The sequence below is a fragment of the Amycolatopsis benzoatilytica AK 16/65 genome (genome assembly GCF_000383915.1).
GTDB classification, from domain to species: domain Bacteria; phylum Actinomycetota; class Actinomycetes; order Mycobacteriales; family Pseudonocardiaceae; genus Amycolatopsis; species Amycolatopsis benzoatilytica.
The window spans coordinates 1,468,652-1,485,128 of the sequence record NZ_KB912942.1 but is presented as its reverse complement, the minus strand read 5'-3'; the positions used below and the strand labels follow the sequence as shown (position 1 = coordinate 1,485,128).

Annotated in this window: 13 protein-coding genes and 1 riboswitch; of the genes, 4 read left to right on the top strand and 9 right to left on the bottom strand. The window is 69.3% G+C overall.

Annotated features, from left to right (window positions below):
* Positions 1-216: 216 nt before the first annotated feature.
* Positions 217-486, top strand: a complete 270-nt coding sequence (locus AMYBE_RS0107090; RefSeq protein ID WP_020658659.1) for a DUF1918 domain-containing protein — start codon at positions 217-219, stop codon at positions 484-486.
* Here AMYBE_RS0107090 and AMYBE_RS0107085 read toward each other — a convergent pair.
* From AMYBE_RS0107085 to AMYBE_RS0107055, 7 genes are all read right to left on the bottom strand, one after another.
* Positions 469-2,862: a cation-translocating P-type ATPase gene (locus tag AMYBE_RS0107085; protein WP_034286824.1), complete on the bottom strand. Its 2,394-nt coding sequence runs from the start codon at positions 2,860-2,862 to the stop codon at positions 469-471. The genes AMYBE_RS0107090 and AMYBE_RS0107085 overlap by 18 nt on opposite strands.
* Before the next feature lie 186 nt (positions 2,863-3,048).
* Positions 3,049-3,267: a hypothetical protein gene (locus AMYBE_RS0107080; protein ID WP_020658657.1), complete on the bottom strand. Its 219-nt coding sequence runs from the start codon at positions 3,265-3,267 to the stop codon at positions 3,049-3,051.
* 56 nt (positions 3,268-3,323) lie between these two features.
* Positions 3,324-4,097, bottom strand: coding sequence for an enoyl-CoA hydratase (locus AMYBE_RS0107075; protein ID WP_020658656.1), 774 nt, complete (start codon positions 4,095-4,097; stop codon positions 3,324-3,326).
* The gene (locus tag AMYBE_RS0107070; protein WP_027927443.1) at positions 4,097-5,131 is read right to left on the bottom strand and encodes an enoyl-CoA hydratase/isomerase family protein; all 1,035 of its coding nucleotides are present in this window, start codon (positions 5,129-5,131) and stop codon (positions 4,097-4,099) included. The genes AMYBE_RS0107075 and AMYBE_RS0107070 overlap by 1 nt, the downstream gene beginning before the upstream one ends.
* Before the next feature lie 103 nt (positions 5,132-5,234).
* On the bottom strand, positions 5,235-5,900 hold the full coding sequence (locus AMYBE_RS0107065) for a (2Fe-2S)-binding protein (protein ID WP_020658654.1): 666 nt from the start codon (positions 5,898-5,900) through the stop codon (positions 5,235-5,237).
* Positions 5,897-6,736 (bottom strand): CbtA family protein, encoded by an 840-nt coding sequence (locus AMYBE_RS0107060; RefSeq protein ID WP_020658653.1) that lies wholly within the window; start codon positions 6,734-6,736, stop codon positions 5,897-5,899. The genes AMYBE_RS0107065 and AMYBE_RS0107060 overlap by 4 nt, the downstream gene beginning before the upstream one ends.
* Before the next feature lie 25 nt (positions 6,737-6,761).
* A complete protein-coding gene (locus tag AMYBE_RS0107055; protein ID WP_020658652.1) occupies positions 6,762-6,971 on the bottom strand; it encodes a CbtB domain-containing protein in 210 nt (69 codons plus the stop codon).
* Positions 6,972-7,000: 29 nt separating this feature from the next.
* Positions 7,001-7,113, bottom strand: a riboswitch (cobalamin riboswitch).
* Between the two features lie 210 nt (positions 7,114-7,323).
* Here AMYBE_RS0107055 and AMYBE_RS0107050 point away from each other — a divergent pair.
* On the top strand, positions 7,324-8,952 hold the full coding sequence (locus AMYBE_RS0107050) for a GMC family oxidoreductase (protein ID WP_020658651.1): 1,629 nt from the start codon (positions 7,324-7,326) through the stop codon (positions 8,950-8,952).
* A 16-nt stretch (positions 8,953-8,968) separates the two neighbouring features.
* On the top strand, positions 8,969-10,543 hold the full coding sequence (locus AMYBE_RS0107045) for a succinic semialdehyde dehydrogenase (protein WP_020658650.1): 1,575 nt from the start codon (positions 8,969-8,971) through the stop codon (positions 10,541-10,543).
* Between the two features lie 9 nt (positions 10,544-10,552).
* Here AMYBE_RS0107045 and AMYBE_RS41010 read toward each other — a convergent pair whose 3' ends face one another.
* Both AMYBE_RS41010 and AMYBE_RS0107035 read right to left on the bottom strand, forming a co-directional pair.
* Positions 10,553-14,014 carry a DEAD/DEAH box helicase gene (locus tag AMYBE_RS41010; RefSeq protein ID WP_020658649.1) on the bottom strand — a complete coding sequence of 1,154 codons (3,462 nt, stop codon included), beginning with the start codon at positions 14,012-14,014 and terminating at the stop codon, positions 10,553-10,555.
* Between the two features lie 181 nt (positions 14,015-14,195).
* The gene (locus AMYBE_RS0107035) at positions 14,196-14,870 is read right to left on the bottom strand and encodes a TetR/AcrR family transcriptional regulator (RefSeq protein WP_020658648.1); all 675 of its coding nucleotides are present in this window, start codon (positions 14,868-14,870) and stop codon (positions 14,196-14,198) included.
* 84 nt (positions 14,871-14,954) lie between these two features.
* Between AMYBE_RS0107035 and AMYBE_RS0107030 the strand changes: the two genes are divergently transcribed.
* Positions 14,955-16,454 (top strand): acyl-CoA synthetase, encoded by a 1,500-nt coding sequence (locus tag AMYBE_RS0107030; RefSeq protein ID WP_020658647.1) that lies wholly within the window; start codon positions 14,955-14,957, stop codon positions 16,452-16,454.
* Positions 16,455-16,477 lie beyond the last annotated feature (23 nt).

The following is a 16,477-nucleotide window of genomic DNA, read 5'->3' as shown; positions in this document are numbered from 1 at the left end:
TGCCTTTCCCACCCGGCAACGATTCGGCCGCGGCGTCCGTTACCCGGTGCGATCCGGAGCGGAAGCCGGGCTGGCTCCCGGCCGCATCGGGCATCCCATGCTGGCGCCGTTCAAACCCGCGCCGTTTTCCGCAGACCCGACGCCCGGCGCTTCGAGGTTTCGCGGCCGGCCTGGCGAGGTATCGCTCCGGACGAAAGGCCGACGTGAGGAGGAACCATGCACGCACACCGCGGAGACTGGCTGGTCGTGAAAGGCAACCAGGTAGACGTTCCGGAGCACCGGGGCCGCATCGTGGCGGTCGGCACGCCGGACGGCGCACCCCCGTTCACCGTGCATTGGCAGGGCGCGGACCACGAGTCGACAGTCTTCCCCGGCCCGGATGCGATCGTGCTCACCGACGCGGAGCTGTCCGCGCAGGACGCGCACGACCGGGAGCGGGTCGAGGGGCTCGGGGCGCTGCGGCAGCACCTACCGGCCGACGGGTGACTTCCGCGTCCCCACCCGGTTCCCGATCCAGCGCCCGATCTCGATCAGCACCACGCCGACCGCCGCGCACGCCAGCGCGCTGAGGGTGTGCTGGGTGTTGCTCGGGTCCAGCTGGAACAGCTCACGCGTCCACGGCAGCACGAACATCAGCGCGGAGACCACCCCCATCGTCCCGACCAGCGCGGCCTTCCACCAGGTGTAGGGCCGGGCGACCACCGCCAGCACCCACAGCGCCAGGATCATCAGCGTGATCAGCGCGGTGGTGCTCGCCTGCACTTGCGCCGCGTCGGTGGTTTCCCGGCCGGGATGGACCAGGAGATAGGAAACGAACGACGCGGCGCCGATCACGACGCCGGCCGGGACTGCCATCCGCAGCACCCGTCCGACGAACCCGCCGCGGGCGCGGTCGTTGTTGGGGGCGAGCGAAAGCACGAACGCGGGCAGGCCGATGGTGAACCAGCCGACGATCGTGACGTGCCGAGGCAGGAACGGGTACGGCATCGCGTCCAGGCCGATCAGCCCGGGGATGCCGACGATCAGCGCCAGCAGCACCGAGTACACCGTCTTGGTGAGGAACAGGTTCGCGACGCGTTCGATGTTGCCGATCACCCGGCGGCCCTCGCCGACGACGTAGGGCAGCGTGGCGAAAGCGTTGTCCAGCAACACGATCTGCGCGACGGAGCGGGTCGCCGGGCTGCCCGCCCCCATCGCGACGCCGACGTCGGAGTCCTTGAGCGCGAGCACGTCGTTGACGCCGTCCCCGGTCATCGCGACGGTGTGGCCGCGGGCCTGCAGGGCGGCGACCATCGCGCGCTTCTGCGCCGGGGTCGCGCGTCCGAACACCGCGGTGCTCTCCAGCTGGTCGGCCAGCTTCTCCGGGTCTTCCGACAGCGTCCGCGCATCCACCGGGGCCTCCCCGCCGGGCAGCGCGAGAGCGCGGGCGACGCCGCCGACCGAGACGGCGTTGTCGCCGGAGATCAGCTTCACCGCGACGCCCTGTGCGGCGAAGTAGTCCAGTGTCTCCCGCGCGTCGCCGCGGATCTTCTGCTCCAGCACCGCCAACGCGACCGGAGTGACCTCGCCCGGACCGTCCGGCGCGTCGACCGCGTGCGCCGCGCGGCCGAGCAGCAGTACCCGCAGACCCTGCGCGCCGATCCGCTCGGCTTCCGCGCGTTGCGCCGAATCCGGCGCCAGCAGCACGTCCGGCGCGCCGAGCACCCAGTCGCCGTGCTCGCCGAACGCCGCGCCGCTCCACTTGCGCGCCGACGAAAACGGCACGACCGCGGTCGGCGTCCAGCCCGGCGCGGCCGGGCAGCCCTCGGCGATCGCTTCCAGGCTCGCGTTCGGCCGCGGGTCGGCGGCGGCGAGCGCGGCCAGCACGGTTTCCGCCGCTTCTCCCCCGTCTTCGAGCCGGCGCAGCTCGGACAGCCGCATGGTGTTCTCGGTGAGCGTGCCGGTCTTGTCCGCGCAGACGACGTCCACCCGGGCCAGGCCCTCGATCGCGGGCAGCTCGTTGACCAGGCATTGCCGCCGGCCGAGCCGGACCACGCCGACCGCGAACGCGACCGACGTCAGCAGGATCAGGCCCTCCGGCACCATCGGCACCAGCGCCGCCACCATCCCGCGCAGCGCGGCAGGCAACGCCTGCGACCCGGACAGCTGGTTGTAAATGGAGAGCGCACCGGCCGGGATCAGCAGGTAGGTGATGACCTTCAGGATCTTGTTGATCCCGCTCCGCAGCTCGGAGTCGACCAGAGTGAACCGGCCGGCCTCTTCGGCGAGCTTCGCCGCGTACGCCTCCGAGCCGACCTTCGTCGCCCGGTACGCGCCGCTGCCGGCCACCACGAAGCTGCCGGACATGATCGGGTCGCCAGGGTGCTTCACGACCGGGTCCGATTCGCCGGTGAGCAGCGACTCGTCGACTTCGAGCGCCTCCGCGGCGAGCACCGAGCCGTCGACCACCACCTGGTCGCCCGGCCCGATCTCGATCACGTCGTCGGCGACGACCTCTTCCGGAGCCAGCTCCGCGCTGGTTCCGTCGCGGCGCACCCGCGGCCGCACCTGGCCGACGATCGCCAGCCGGTCCAGCGTCCGCTTGGCGCGCAGCTCCTGGACGATGCCGACCGCGCTGTTGGCGATGATCACACCGGCGAACAGGCCGTCCAGCAGGTAGCCAGTGGAGAAGATGATCACCGCGAGCACCGCGAAGATCGCGTTGATCCGGGTGAAGACATTGGATCGGACGATCTCCCACGCGCTGCGGCTGGTGCGCGACGGAACGTCGTTGGTGCGCCCGGCGGCGACCCGCTCGGCCACTTCGGCCGCGGTGAGCCCGCGCGCGCTGTCCTGCATGAGCAGGCCCTCTTCCCCTGGCATAGGGCCGACTTTACGCAGAATCCAGGCTGTTCCGCGGCTCGGCGGACCCCGGCGGGTCCGCCCGTTCGGGTGATCGGCGCTGGTCAACCAAGATCTCAGGGCTGCACGGTTTGCCCGTTTTAAGCGAAACGAGAGGTAGTTCACAGTTCCGCGTCGAAGCAGCCGCGGACCACGGCAACCGCCTGGTCAGCGAGCGGGACCAGCCTCGCGCCGCCACTGCTTCGGCGGCGGGTACACGTACCGCGCGATGGTCGTGCTCACCCAGCCGATGCAGAAGCCGCCGAAGACGGGCAGCGCGGCCTGTGCCGCATGACTGCCCCGAAGCAGCGAGATGAGCAGAAAGGCCAGCGCCCACGCGACGCCCAGCGCAGCGCTGTACGTCCAATAATTCCGATACCTGGGCATGGCATCCTCCCGGCGGTCTCTCCCCGAGTGTTCCCCGCTCAGGTCTCGAACGCATGTCAGGAGTGTTTGAACTCCGGCGGCCGCTTCTCCGCGAACGCGGCCATTCCTTCCTTCTGGTCGGCGGTCGCGAACAGCGCGTGGAATACCCGGCGTTCGAACCGGACGCCTTCGGCCAACGTGGACTCGAACACCCGGTTCACCGCCTCCTTCGCGGCCGTCGCGGCCACCAAGGACATCGAGCCGATCTTCTCCGCCACCGCGACCGCCTCAGCGGCCAGATCGTCCGCGGGCACGACCCTCGACACCAGGCCGGTGCGCTCGGCCTCGACGGCATCGATGGTCCGGCCGGTGAGGATCAGGTCCATCGCCTTCGCCTTGCCGATCGCACGGGTCAGCCGCTGCGAACCGCCCATGCCCGGGATGACGCCGAGGGTGATCTCGGGCTGCCCGAACTTCGCGCTGTCCGCGGCGATCAGCAGGTCGCACATCATCGCGAGCTCGCAGCCGCCGCCGAGCGCGTAACCGGCGACCGCGGCGATCAGCGGCGTGCGGACCCGGGTGAGCGCGTCCCAGCCGGCGAACCAGTCTTCGGCGTGCATCTCGCTGTAGGTGCGCGGGGCCATTTCCTTGATGTCCGCGCCTGCGGCGAACGCCCGGTCCGAGCCGGTCAGCACGATCGCGCCGACGTCCGCCGCCCGGTCCAGCTCAGCGGCCGCGTCGGTGACCTCGCGCATGGTCTGCAGGTTCAGCGCGTTCAGCGCCTTGGGACGGTCGAGCGTGATCCGGGCGACCCGGGGGGCCGGCCGGTCGACAGCGATGGTTTCGGTCATCAGTTCCGCACTCCGGTCAGCTCGTGCTCGCCGAGATCGGCGAAGTAGGACTCCACCAGGTCGTCGCCGACTTCCGCCACCGTGGACGGAGACCAGCGCGGCGACCGGTCCTTGTCGATGATCTGCGCCCGCACGCCCTCGGCGAATTCCGCCGAGGCGAACGCCCGGTGCGCGATCCGGTACTCCTGCTCCAATGCGTTTCCCAGGTCCGGCAACACGGCCGCGGCCCGCAGCGCACGGAGGGTCACTTTCAGCGAGGTCGGCGATTTGCCTTCGAGCTCCTTGACCGCCGCGAGCGCGGCGTCTCCCCCGTCGCGGAGCCGGACGAGGATTTCCTCGACGGTGTCGGGCGCGTAGCAGTAGTCGATCCACTCGCGTTCGGCAGCCAACCGGCTCGCCGGCGGACTTTCGGCGAGCAGATCGAGCGCCTCGTCCGGCGTGCGGGTCGCCAACGCGGCGTAGAGCTCCGGAAGCCGATCGGCGGGAACATAGCGGTCCGCGAGTCCACAGTGGATCGCGTCCGCTCCGGACAGCTGAGCGGCGGTGAGCGCGGCGTGGGTACCGAGCTGGCCAGGCGCGTGCGACAGCAGCCAGGTTCCGCCGACGTCCGGCACGAATCCGATGCCGGTCTCCGGCATCGCGACCCGGGACCGGTCGGTGACGACGCGGTGGCTGCCGTGCGCGGAAATTCCGACGCCGCCGCCCAGCACGATGCCGTCCATGATCGCCACGTACGGCTTCGGGTAACGGCTGATCAGCGCGTTCAGCCGGTATTCGTCGGCCCAGAAGTCCAGTGACGAGACGCCACCGGAACGGGCATCCTCGTAGATGGCCCGGATGTCGCCGCCCGCGCACAGGCCGCGTTCGCCCGCCCCGTCGAGCACGACGGCGCGCACCTCCGAGTCGTCCCGCCATTGCTCGAGGTGCTGCGCGATCGCCCGGACCATCGGGTGGTTCAACGCGTTGAGCGCACGCGGCCGGTTCAGCGTGATCCGGCCGAGGCCGGCCCGGACCTCGAACTCGACCTCGTTCAGCCCCACGCGTCCTGCTCCGTCCTCGCGGCCGTCACTACCCGGACATCCTAAAGTAGGACGTCCGACTATGTCGACGTGGCGAGCACCTCACCCGGCCGGGGCGTCAAACGAGCACGCAGTCGCCGCACTTCGGCCCGTTCCGGTCCGGCGCGACGCGATAGAACAGGCAGCAGCTGCGCCGTCGGAACTGACCGTTCTTCCTGGTCGCCGCACCGGCCAGCTCTGGCAGTTCCTCCAGTGCAGCAACCATTCGACCGACCTGGTCAGTCCACTGCGGACGCTCCACGCGAAGCACGGCAACCGCGCCGTTGAGCGCGGACGCCACATTCCCCCGCCGAATGTTTTCCGCCACCGAAAACCGGGCCACCGCCGAATCCAGGCGAGCCAGCGGACCGCGCAGCACCCGGTCGGCGAACTCGCCGACCAGGTCGTCGCTGACCGGCGGAGCTTCCGGCAACGACAACGGGAACGCACCGCCGAGCTTCGGCTGCCACCAAGCCGCCGAATAGTCCGGCACCGCGCCGGCGGCCGCGGCAAGCCCCAGCGCGGGCGAAATGATCCGCGCCGCCAACCCGAGATGCGCGATCGACGCGGCGACCCGCTCCTCGACGACGTCGCCGCCGAGATAAGCCCGGTTCCGTGCCACGCGATCGCGCAGAACCGGGCCGTCGTCCAGCACCTCGGACAGCGGCCGCCACGGCTCGGCAGGCTCCCCCGCCGCGTGCGTTTCGACGGCGAAGAACGGGCCCAGCCCGGTCAGCTCCTTCACGCCTCGACGGTAGCTGCCCGGCCGCGGTCCAGCACTCGCTCGGCGAGCGGGCCGAACACGAGCGCGATCGTCGTCCAGAGGACCACCTGCGCGAGCACCGAATAGAGCCGGAACGACACCAGCGTGTCGGCCGGGAAACCCGGGTACACGATCTGCCCGCCCGGCGCCTTCAGCGGCAACGGGGTTTCGCTGGCCTGCGGCCCGTACTCGGCTGCGTTGGCGGCCAGCGAGCCGAGCGACGGCAGCACCGTCATCAGGATCGCGGACAGCACCACGAAGGAGGCGCCCGCGACCAGCGTCGCGTTCCAGGAGCCCAGCCTCGGCGCGAGCCGTTTCCCGAGCAGCACGGCGACCACCAGGAAGAGCACCGACCCGACCACCATCGTCAGGTACAGCCCGGTGCGCGCGCCGATCGTCGCTTCGTGCCCGATCGCCGGCGGGTTGGCCGGATACTTCAGGAACGGCACCAGGTAGAGCGCCAGGAAACCGGACCCGGACACCAGCACCGCCAGCACCCGCGCGCGGATCCGGCCGACCCGGCCCAGCAGCACGGTGTAAGCGACGGCGAAGAGCATGCCCATCGCCACCCCGAACAGGACCATGCCGATCCCGATGCCGAGGTTGCCCTGGACCGCTCGGCTGAAGACCTCGTGGCCCGCGTGCTCCACGGGCAGCCCGGCCGCCTTGTCCAACGCCGCCTGCGCCTCGTCGCGACCGGACTCGTAGTCGATAGCCGCCTGGATCGGCGATTCGGCGAAGATCCAGGCGAACGCGAACGCCAGCAGTCCGCCCAGCGCTCCGGCGAGGAGGCCGCGCAGAATGAGCTTGTTCTGCATTGTTCGGTTGTCCGTTCCGCGCGGGTCAGTGGCAGGGGAAGCCGAGGAAATGCCGCGCGTCGTGGACGAACTCGTGCACGTGGGTGTCGCTGCCGAAAAGGGACACCGCGCCCTGGTCGACGCCGATGAAGTAGTACAGCAGCAGTGCGCCCGCGATCGTCGCGCCGAGCAGCAGCGCGGCCTTGGAAACGGGCAAGACGACCGGGGTGGACCGGTCGGCCGGGATGGTGGCCATGGTTCTCCTTCGGGATGACGCGTCCCTTGCGGGTGGACCTGACGACGGCTCCTCGACCTGACTCGCCCGGTTAAGGGCACACAGTGGCGCGACCGTGCCGGAATCCCACCGGCTTCGGGAAGCCGTCGCGCGGAAGGAACGGTACGGCGGCCCCTTACCGTCGTCAATCGACCGGAGGACTGGTGTGTCCGGCATCGCGTCCGTGAAGGGCCCGTTGCCGGAATCCAAGTCCCGCAAGGGCCCCTCACGGTCGTTCCGGGGAGCGAAGACATTGCGCTTCCACCAGCGACCCGATACCGTGACCGAACTAGAACAGGTTATAGTTTCGGCACCGGTCGGACGAGGAGCGGACATGGCGAGCAGGGCAGCCCGGAGCAACGAAGCCGACTACGTCGTCGTCGGGTCGGGCAGCTCGGGAGCAGCCGTGGCCGGACGCCTCGCCGAGTCCGGGGCCAGCGTGATCGTGCTCGAAGCGGGCCGCACCGACAACCAGCTGCTGCTCCGCAAACCGGGCATGGTCGCCCCGTTGCACGCGGTGCCTCAGCTCAAGAAAACAGTCGACTGGGGCTTCTACTCCGTCCCGCAGAAACACGTTCTCGATCGACGGATGCCGGTGCCGCGCGGGAAGGTGCTCGGCGGATCCAGTTCGGTCAACGGCATGGTCTACGTCCGCGGCAACCGGGCGAATTTCGACTCCTGGGCGGCCGAGGGCAACACCGGCTGGGACGCGGACAGCGTCAACGCCGCGTACAAGCGCATGGAGGACTTCGAGGACGGCGAGAACGCGTTCCGCGGCGCGGGCGGGCCGATCAAGATCACCCGCAACAAGATTCCGCAGGAAGGCACCCTCCAGTTCCTCGACGCGACGGCCGACGCGATCGGCTGCGACATCATCGACGACTACAACGGGGCGTCGCAGGAAGGCGTCAGCCGGATGCAGCAGAACGCGGCGGACGGGCTTCGCTACAGCGCCTCGCGCGGGTACCTGCACCACCTCGCTCCCCCGACGCTCGAGATCCAATCCCGCGTCATGGTGCGGAAAGTGCTGATCGAGAACGGGCGCGCGACCGGCGTCGAGGTCTCCGACGCCGACGGGCGGCGCCGGGTCGTGCGGGCCGGCAAGGAGGTCATCCTTTCCGCCGGGTTCGTCGGGTCGGCGCAGCTGCTGATGCTGTCCGGGGTCGGGCACGCCGAGCACCTCAAGGAACACGGCATCGACGTCGTCGCGGATCTGCCGGTCGGCGACAACCTGCACGACCACATGTTCCACGCGCTGACGTTCCAGGTGTCGTCGTGCACCAACCGGGGCACCGCGCCGTACTTCGCCCGCGGGCTGGCCCGCGAGCTGCTCCGGCCGGGTTCGACGTTCCTCGCCAACTCGGTCTTCGAAGCCCTCGCGTTCCTCAAGACCTCGCAGGCCGGCGCCGTGCCCGATCTTCAGCTGCACCTGCTGCCCTGGGCGTACGTCTCGCCGAATCAGGACGCGCCGGTCCGGCACCCGGTCGACAAGCGGCCCGCGCTGACCGTCCTGACCACGCTGATCTACCCGAAGAGCCGCGGCACGATCCGGCTCTCCTCGACCGACCCGGCGGCCACCCCTCGGATCGACTTCCAGTACCTCTCCGACCCGGCCGACCTGGAACTGCTCGGCGAGGGGTCCGAGATGGTCCGCGAGATCTTCGCGTCGAAGGCGTTCAAGGGCTCCGTCAACGAGGAGATCCACCCCGGCCGGGACGTGCGCGGCCAGGAACTGCGCGATGCGATCCTCAACCGCGCGACGTCGGTCTACCACGGCGTCGGCACCTGCCGGATGGGCGTGGACGAGCTGGCGGTCGTCAGCCCGGACCTGAAGGTCCGCGGCGTCGACGGGCTGCGCGTCTGCGACGCCTCGATCATGCCGTCGATCACCGGCGGCAACACCAACGCGCCCTGCATCATGATCGGCGAAATGGGCGCGCAGCTGGTCCTTTCCGGCAACTGACGGGAGCGCGAGAACGATGACCCTCACCCCGGTCCGGCCCACCCGCCCGGCGTCGGCGACCGACGCGTTCCTCCGCCAGCTTGTCGCGCGGGTGCCGGGCTCCGGAGGCGCCACCTGGCCGCTGGCCGAGGTGTACACCGGCGACGTGCTGGTGGAGCTGCCGCAGTCGACGCCAGCCGACATCGAGCAGGCGTTCGCCGCCGCGCGCGCTGCACAGGCCAACTGGGCGGCGCTGCCTGTCAAGCAACGACTGGCGGTGTTCCGGCGCGCACACGCGCTGTTCATCGAACGCGCGACGACGATCGCCGACCTGATCCAGGTCGAAAGCGGCAAGAACCGGCGGATGGCGATCGAGGAAACCTGCGACCCGCCGATGGTGATGAGCCACTACCTGCGCCGCGCGCCGAAGCTGCTCGCCCCGACCCGGCGCGGCGGACCGGTGCCAGTGGTGTCGTCGTCCACCGAGATCCGGGTGCCCAAGGGCGTGGTCGGCATCATCGCGCCGTGGAATTTCCCGTTCGCCACCGGCATGTCCGACGCGGTCCCGGCACTGATGGCGGGCAACGCGGTGGTGCTCAAACCGGACAACAAAACCGCTCTTTCGCCGCTGTACGGCGTGCAATTGCTGGAGGAAGCCGGTCTGCCGAAGGGCCTTTTCCAGGTCGTCTGCGGCGAGGGCCCGGATGTCGGCCCGACCCTGATCGGGGCCGCGGACTACGTGATGTTCACCGGCTCCACCGCGACCGGCAAGGTGATCGGCGAACAGGCCGGCCGCAACCTGATCGGCTGCTGCCTCGAACTCGGCGGCAAGAACCCGATGATCGTGCTGCCGGACGCCGATTTCGCGGCCACGGTGCAGGGCGCGGTGTTCGGCGCGTTCGGCAACACCGGCCAGATCTGCATGCACATCGAGCGGATCTATCTGCCGGACTCGCGCTACAACGAGTTCAAGGAAGCGTTCGTGGCCAAAGCGAAAGCCCTGGACGTGCGAGCGTCCTACGACTTCGGCCCGGAAATGGGCTCGCTGGTTTCGGTGGACCACATGAAGCGCGTCAAGTCCCATGTGGACGACGCGGTCGCCAAGGGCGCCACCGTGCTGTGCGGTGGCACGGCCCGGCCAGATCTCGGCCCGGCGTTCTTCGAACCGACCATTTTGGAGGGGGTCACCAAGGACATGCTCTGCGGTGTCACGGAAACCTTCGGCCCGGTGGTGGCGCTGCACCGGTACCGGACCGTCGACGACGCCGTCGAGCTGGCGAATGACACCGACTACGGACTCAACGCGTCGGTGTGGGGCCGAGACCTCCGCGCGGCGGGCGCGGTCGCGGCACGGCTGGAGACCGGCAACGTCAATGTGAACGACAGCCTGGCGACGGCGTATGCCGCCAAGGGAACGCCGTCCGGCGGGGTGAAGACGTCCGGAGTCGGGGCACGGCACGGCGATCAGGGATTGCTGAAGTACACCAACGTGCAGAACCTCGCGGTGCTGAAGAAGCCGGTGATGAGCCCTCGGCCGGGGCAGAAGTACGAGAAGTACGTGGAAGGGATGTTGTCCGGGTTGAAGCTGATGCGGCGGTTGCGGATCCGGTAATCTGGCCGGTCACTGTTCGCCGCCGGGAAGCCGTTCAGCGAGAACGCTGAAGTAGGGCAGGGTTCGCCAGTTCTGCCGGTCTCCGATCACATACAGCCGCCGTTTGGCCCGCGAAACCGCAACGTTGAGCAGATTTGGCTTCTCCGCGGCCCATTCGCGAGCACGCTCCCGGTGGGCCGCGGTTCCCAGGACCAGGACGACCACATCGGATTCCTGGCCCTGCATGGTATGCACCGTGCCGACGTTCTTCGCAGCGAACTCCTCCCCCAGCACCCTCCTGCCGACCGTCCGCGCCCCGCGCACGACGGCACGGAACGGGCTGGCCACCCGGATGGCAGCGGCCGCGACGCCGTCGCTGGAGAGTTCCTGGAGCAGTTCGGTCAGCGCGTCCCCTTCCGCTGGCAGCCAATGCTCGTCCGACGCGCCCGAAGGCACGTGGATCCAGCGGTTGCGCCCAGGGAACTCACCATCGTGGCGCGTTCCGTACACCATCAGCGTACCGCCATAAGCGATGTCGTTGGAGATCCCGAACATCAGCCGATCGCATCGACGGTGCACCCGCAGCGGCGCGCCCACCCAGGCAGTTCCGCTACCGTCCGCGTCCGCCAGCTCAGTGCCGTACCGTGCGGTCCGGTCAGCGACCTGCTGCGCCGACGCGGTGTCCGGGGACCAGAGCAGGTCGACCCGGCAGTGACGGCGAAGCACCTCCTGCGCGGACGACGGCAGCGAAACGATCGGCTCCAGCTGGCGTGGGTCGCCCACGATCACCGATCGCCGGGCACGCCAGATTCCGCCCACGGCCTCCTGCGGAGTCGCCTGCCCCGCCTCGTCGATGAACAACCAGCCGAGAGCTTCCCGGCCGAGGCCAGCCAGCAGCCTCGGCAGCGACGCGAACGTCGTTGACACAACCGGAACTACCAGGAACAAGGCTTGCCATGCGGCCAGCAGGGCAGCCGGTTCAGGCTTGACCCGGCCCTTGAGATACGCCTCGATCGCGGCCAAATTGTCGCGCAGGCGTGGTTCCGCGCCGAGCACGAACTTCTTATGCAGGCGCAGCGCTTCGAGAAAAAGTCGGTTGCGGGCCGAGGTGAATTCGTGGTCGGCCCAGGGCGCGCACCGCTGAAAGTCGTCGTCGTCGAAGTCCGGCAGGAACGGCACTGCGCCAGGCCAGCGAGCGCGGCCGGCGGCGATCCGCGCGCACACGTCGACGAATACTCGTTCGGCTTCATCGCGCGCCTGGACCGCGGACTGCCGGGCCTCGGTAGCCTCGGACAGTTCCGTCTGCCACCCGCCGACGGCCCGCCGGATCCGATCTCGCTCCTGCTTGGCCGCCGTGCGCTTCGCATTGAGATCACGATCGGCGCTCGCCCAAACCCGGCCAGCCTTGAACAGAGTAGACAATTGCACCCAGAACCCCGGCTGCCGCATGGCATGGCGCGCGGACTCGACATCCGCCTCCGCGAACGCGGTCTGCGCGCTCGCCAGGTGCTGCTCGACGACGCCGAGCTGGCCCCGCGCGTGCTCGCGCCGCTGGGTAGCCGCGACGACCTGGTCGGATGCCTTGTCCCGAGCCGCTCGGCACTGTGAGTGTGCGGCGACCGCGTCGGCGACTTCCTGACGCTCCGCTGTCAGGCGCGCAACCTCGGCCGCCGCGTCCTTGAACCGCTTGACCGCGCCCGCCCAGTCTGCCGCTGTTTCCGGCTTCCGCTGCGCCTGCAGCAGGATTTCCCGCATCCCGACGGGTTTCTTCTGCGGCTCCGGTTTGCCGTTCCCCTCCGAGGTGCCTGCCTGGCTCTTGCCGTCTCCCCACCAGAACCTGCTGGCGAACTGACGACGATTGTTCTTGTTGCCGAGCGTCGCCGCCAGCAGCCCCCACGCCGGGGCGTCGAGAATGTGGGACGCGAGATCGGCGAAGTAGTCAGCTTCCAGCGCTTCGTCCAGCGCGCCGCGAACTGCGTTCACCCCCGGGATCTCTGCGGTGACGTTCTCCGCCGCCGTGTTGTTCGCGGTAGCGAGGACGATCTCGGAACCGGCCAGTTCCGGCCGCACGCCGAAGACGTATGCGGTGTGCTTGGAGTTCAGAGCGACGGAGCCGACCTGCCGGGTAAACCCGTCGACTGGGTGGTGCAACGCGGTGAGCTGCTCGGCACGGCGGACGACGATCGCGGCGAGGACGTCGCGCAACATCGTCGTCTTGCCCGTGCCAGGCGGGCCGTTGACCGCAAAGAGCCCGTCCCGTCCGTCGAGATCGGCGAAGATCCGGTTGACGGCGAACTGCTGGCTCAACACCAGCGGTTTCGTGACGTCGGTTGGCCATCGGCCGGTCGGGATGTCGCGGGGCGAAACGCCCTGGGCGACGGCCGCTGGTTCGGCCCGCACGTCGATCCGGCCGACCGGCGGCGCGGCATGCGGATCCGTCAGGTACTGGACGAGCCCGGCACCCGCGTTCCCGCTGCGGAGGTCCTTCTCGATCTGGCCGAGGTCGTTCGCGATGAAGCTGTTGAGGAAGTTCTGCTCCCCCGCCTCCGCCGCCGCTCGCACCGACACCTGAGTGCATTTCACCCGTACTCCGGACGGCTTCAGCGCGCGGAGGCCCAGTTCGCTGGTCAGCGCCGACACCAACCGGTGCACGTCGTCTACGGTCAGGCACGGCCAGCCGCCGGACACACCGTCCTCTTCCGCCGCGCCGGCGGAGCCGTTCGCCGCGGCCTGCTCTCGCTTGCGCGGGGTGAGGACCTTCTCCGCGAACGTACCGGCCACGCTGCCCGCGATCCCGCCGACAACCGGCCCCGCCAGCGACCCCACCGCCGCGGCCGCCGCAGTGGTCACCGCGGCGCCGGTCGACTTCGCGCCGGCTTTCAGCGCCTCTGTCGCCGCGTTCTTGACCTGGTCTGCAGCGGCACGCTTCACCTTCGCCGCCACCGTCCCACCCTCCGCGGCGACGCCCTCAGGCGACTCCTTCCGCGCAGACGGAGGGACTAGCTGGTCCAGTTGCCGGGCGAACTCGCGCGACTCCTTCTCGAACCCGTCGAGCCAGCCACGCGACGAGGAACCAGGCGAGTGCGTGCGGCTGATCGCCCACGCGCACGCGGAGAGCGTCGCGGAGTTCTCCACGAGCCCGCCCTCATCGTCGACCGTGAACGCCAGCAACGCAGTGCGCCCATCAAGTCGGCCGTCAGGCTCCTTGGCGTCGCGGCCGAACACCCGCACCAGCTCGTCCCGCACCGCCGAAAGCTCGTACAGCCCACCGTAAACGGTGAACTGCCAGGTCATCCCCTGCCTCAGCTCGACTCGCCGGATCCAGTGCCCCTCTTGCCACGGTGCCAGGTCACCCGGGCGGAGGTCGAGCACGTGCTGGTCGGCCTTCGGCTTCGGCCACGAATTCGGCCTTTTCGGCACGTCCTGCGGCGTGAACATTTCGACCATCCGCCAGAATCGCACGACTTCCGCCGCGCGAGCGCCGTCATTCACCTAGACCCCCTCGTTCCCTCTCCCCGGCTGGACTGTACTCCCCGATGACCACCCTATTCACCGGCGACCCAGCTTTCCGCACCGACGACGCAAGCACCCTGCGACGGAATATTCCAGGAAAGAGGAAAAAAGAAAATCCTTTTTCAGTAGCTTCGGTTATCGAATCAAGCGCGAAGACAAATTACGAATCCGACTGCATGACGGAAACGTCCTCAATGGACTGCCGAACCGTGCTCGCCACCTTCCCGTCCACCGCCGTCAGTCCGCTCAGCCGGGACCTCCGCACCGCCAGCCCGCCCAGGACCAAGTCGACCAGCTGCGCGCCCACCTGCTCCGCCGACACCGGGCCGTCCGGGTCGAACCACGTCCACGCCCACTGCGCCGACCCGAAGATCAGCAGGCTCTGCACTTCGATGTCGCACGGCCGGAACTCGCCCGACGCCACGCCGTCGGCCAGGACCGACCGCACCAAGCCGAGGTAGTCCGCGCGCAGCCGGCGCCCCTCGGCCATCGCCTCATGGCCGGCCAGCCGGACGATCTCGCGCTGGAACGCGACGGTCGCTTCCCGGTCCACCACCTGATACAGCACGAACGCGTACAGCAGCCCGGCCAGCTGCTGCGTCGGCGTGGCGAGCCGGTCGCGGATCAGCGCGGCTTCGGCCAGCCGGCGGCGCAGGTACGACTCGTGCGCCGAGGCGAGCAGGCGGTCCTTCGTGCCGTAGTGGTGCACGATCGTGCCCTTCGACAGGCCGAGCTCGCCGGCGATGTCGGAGAAGTTCGCCGCGTCGTATCCGCGTTCGGCCACGCATCGGGTGAACGTCTCGAGGATTTCTCCCGCTCGGCTCTTGCGCACCATCGCTCCACTGTAGCCGAGGTTTGACCACTGACCGTCCGTACGGTTACCTTCGTAGCCGGTCCCCGCGGACGAAGGAGTCTCGGCATGGCAGCGAGCTTGGCGCAGTGGATTGTCCGGCGCAGCAAGGTGAACCCGGAGTCGGTGGCGCTGATCGACGCCGACACCGGCGAACGCATCAGCTACGCCGAGCTGGCGGACCGGGTCGCGGGCCGGGCCGCGGCACTGCACGGACTCGGCGTGCGCAAGGGCGACCGGGTCGCGTTGCTGGCGCTGAACTCCACTGACTATCTCGAAACGCTTTTCGCGGCCGCCTGGCTCGGCGCGATCACGCTGCCGGTGAACTTTCGGCTCGCCGCGGGCGAAATCCGGTTCCTTCTCGACGACGCGCGACCAGTCGTGCTCGTCCACGACGACCTGTTCACCGGGCTCGCGCAGGAAGCGGCCACCGGCCAGATCCTGATCAACGCGCGAGATCTCGGCAGCGCCGAGCGGGCGGAACTCGTCCCCACCGGGCCGGACGAGGTCGCGGTGCTGATGTATACCTCCGGCACCACCGGCCGCCCCAAGGGAGCCATGCTCACGCACGGCAACCTGGAGGCGAACGCAGTCAACATACTCACCGCGGGCGAGGGCCTGCTGCCGTCCGACCGCTCGCTCGCCGTCGCGCCGCTCTTCCACATCGGCGGGCTGTCGCTGTTCACGCTTCCGCTGCTGTACGCGGGCGGCACGGTGGCGGTCGCGAGCAAATTCGATCCGCGACAGACACTCGCATTGCTGGAGCGGGAAAAGGTCACCGTGCATTTCATGGTACCGGCGATGTGGGCCGCGATGTCGCAGGTGCCGGACTTCGATTCCTACGACCTTTCCGAGCTGCGTTATCTCCTCTGCGGCGGCGCGCCCTGCCCGCTGCCGGTGATCGAGTTCTACGAGGGCAAGGGACTGACCTTTGTGGAGGGTTTCGGGATGACCGAGCTCTCCCCTGCCGCATTGGTGCTGGAATCGGCCTTCGTGCGCTCGCACGCCGGGTCGGTCGGGCGGCCGTTCCTGCACGTCGAAGCACGCATCGTGGACGAGCGCGACGACGAGGTGGAGGTCGGCGAAGTCGGCGAACTGGTGTTGCGCGGCCCGAACGTCTTCGCCGGGTACTGGGGCCTGCCCTCAGCCAGCGCGGAAACGATGCGCGGCGGCTGGTTCCACTCCGGCGACCTGGCCCGCAGCGACTCCGACGGTTTCGTCACACTGGTCGACCGCAAGAAGGACATGATCATTTCCGGCGGCGAGAACGTCTACCCGATCGAGGTCGAGCAGGTGCTCTACCGGCATCCGGGCATCGCCGACGTCGCGGTGATCGGCGCCCCGGACCCGAGATGGGGCGAGACCGTCGTCGCGGTCGTGGTCCCGGACGAAGGAGCGTCGCTGGACCAGGACGAAGTGATCGCTTACTGCCGCGAGCGGATCGCCGCGTTCAAATGCCCGCACCGGGTCGAGGTGGTCGCCGAGCTGCCGCGCAACGCCACCGGGAAGCTGCTCAAACGCGAACTGCGCGCCCGCTACACGGATTCCGCCGCTTCCGTCACCCGCTGACGCCCGCCCCAGCCCGGGCAGCG

Coding starts and splice junctions, on each gene's coding strand:
- AMYBE_RS0107090 (WP_020658659.1), top strand. CDS start 217: ATGCACGCACACCGCGGAGACTGGCTGGTCGTGAAAGGCAACCAGGTA.
- AMYBE_RS0107085 (WP_034286824.1), bottom strand. CDS start 2,862: ATGCCAGGGGAAGAGGGCCTGCTCATGCAGGACAGCGCGCGCGGGCTC.
- AMYBE_RS0107080 (WP_020658657.1), bottom strand. CDS start 3,267: ATGCCCAGGTATCGGAATTATTGGACGTACAGCGCTGCGCTGGGCGTC.
- AMYBE_RS0107075 (WP_020658656.1), bottom strand. CDS start 4,097: ATGACCGAAACCATCGCTGTCGACCGGCCGGCCCCCCGGGTCGCCCGG.
- AMYBE_RS0107060 (WP_020658653.1), bottom strand. CDS start 6,736: ATGCAGAACAAGCTCATTCTGCGCGGCCTCCTCGCCGGAGCGCTGGGC.
- AMYBE_RS0107055 (WP_020658652.1), bottom strand. CDS start 6,971: ATGGCCACCATCCCGGCCGACCGGTCCACCCCGGTCGTCTTGCCCGTT.
- AMYBE_RS0107050 (WP_020658651.1), top strand. CDS start 7,324: ATGGCGAGCAGGGCAGCCCGGAGCAACGAAGCCGACTACGTCGTCGTC.
- AMYBE_RS0107045 (WP_020658650.1), top strand. CDS start 8,969: ATGACCCTCACCCCGGTCCGGCCCACCCGCCCGGCGTCGGCGACCGAC.
- AMYBE_RS0107035 (WP_020658648.1), bottom strand. CDS start 14,870: ATGGTGCGCAAGAGCCGAGCGGGAGAAATCCTCGAGACGTTCACCCGA.
- AMYBE_RS0107030 (WP_020658647.1), top strand. CDS start 14,955: ATGGCAGCGAGCTTGGCGCAGTGGATTGTCCGGCGCAGCAAGGTGAAC.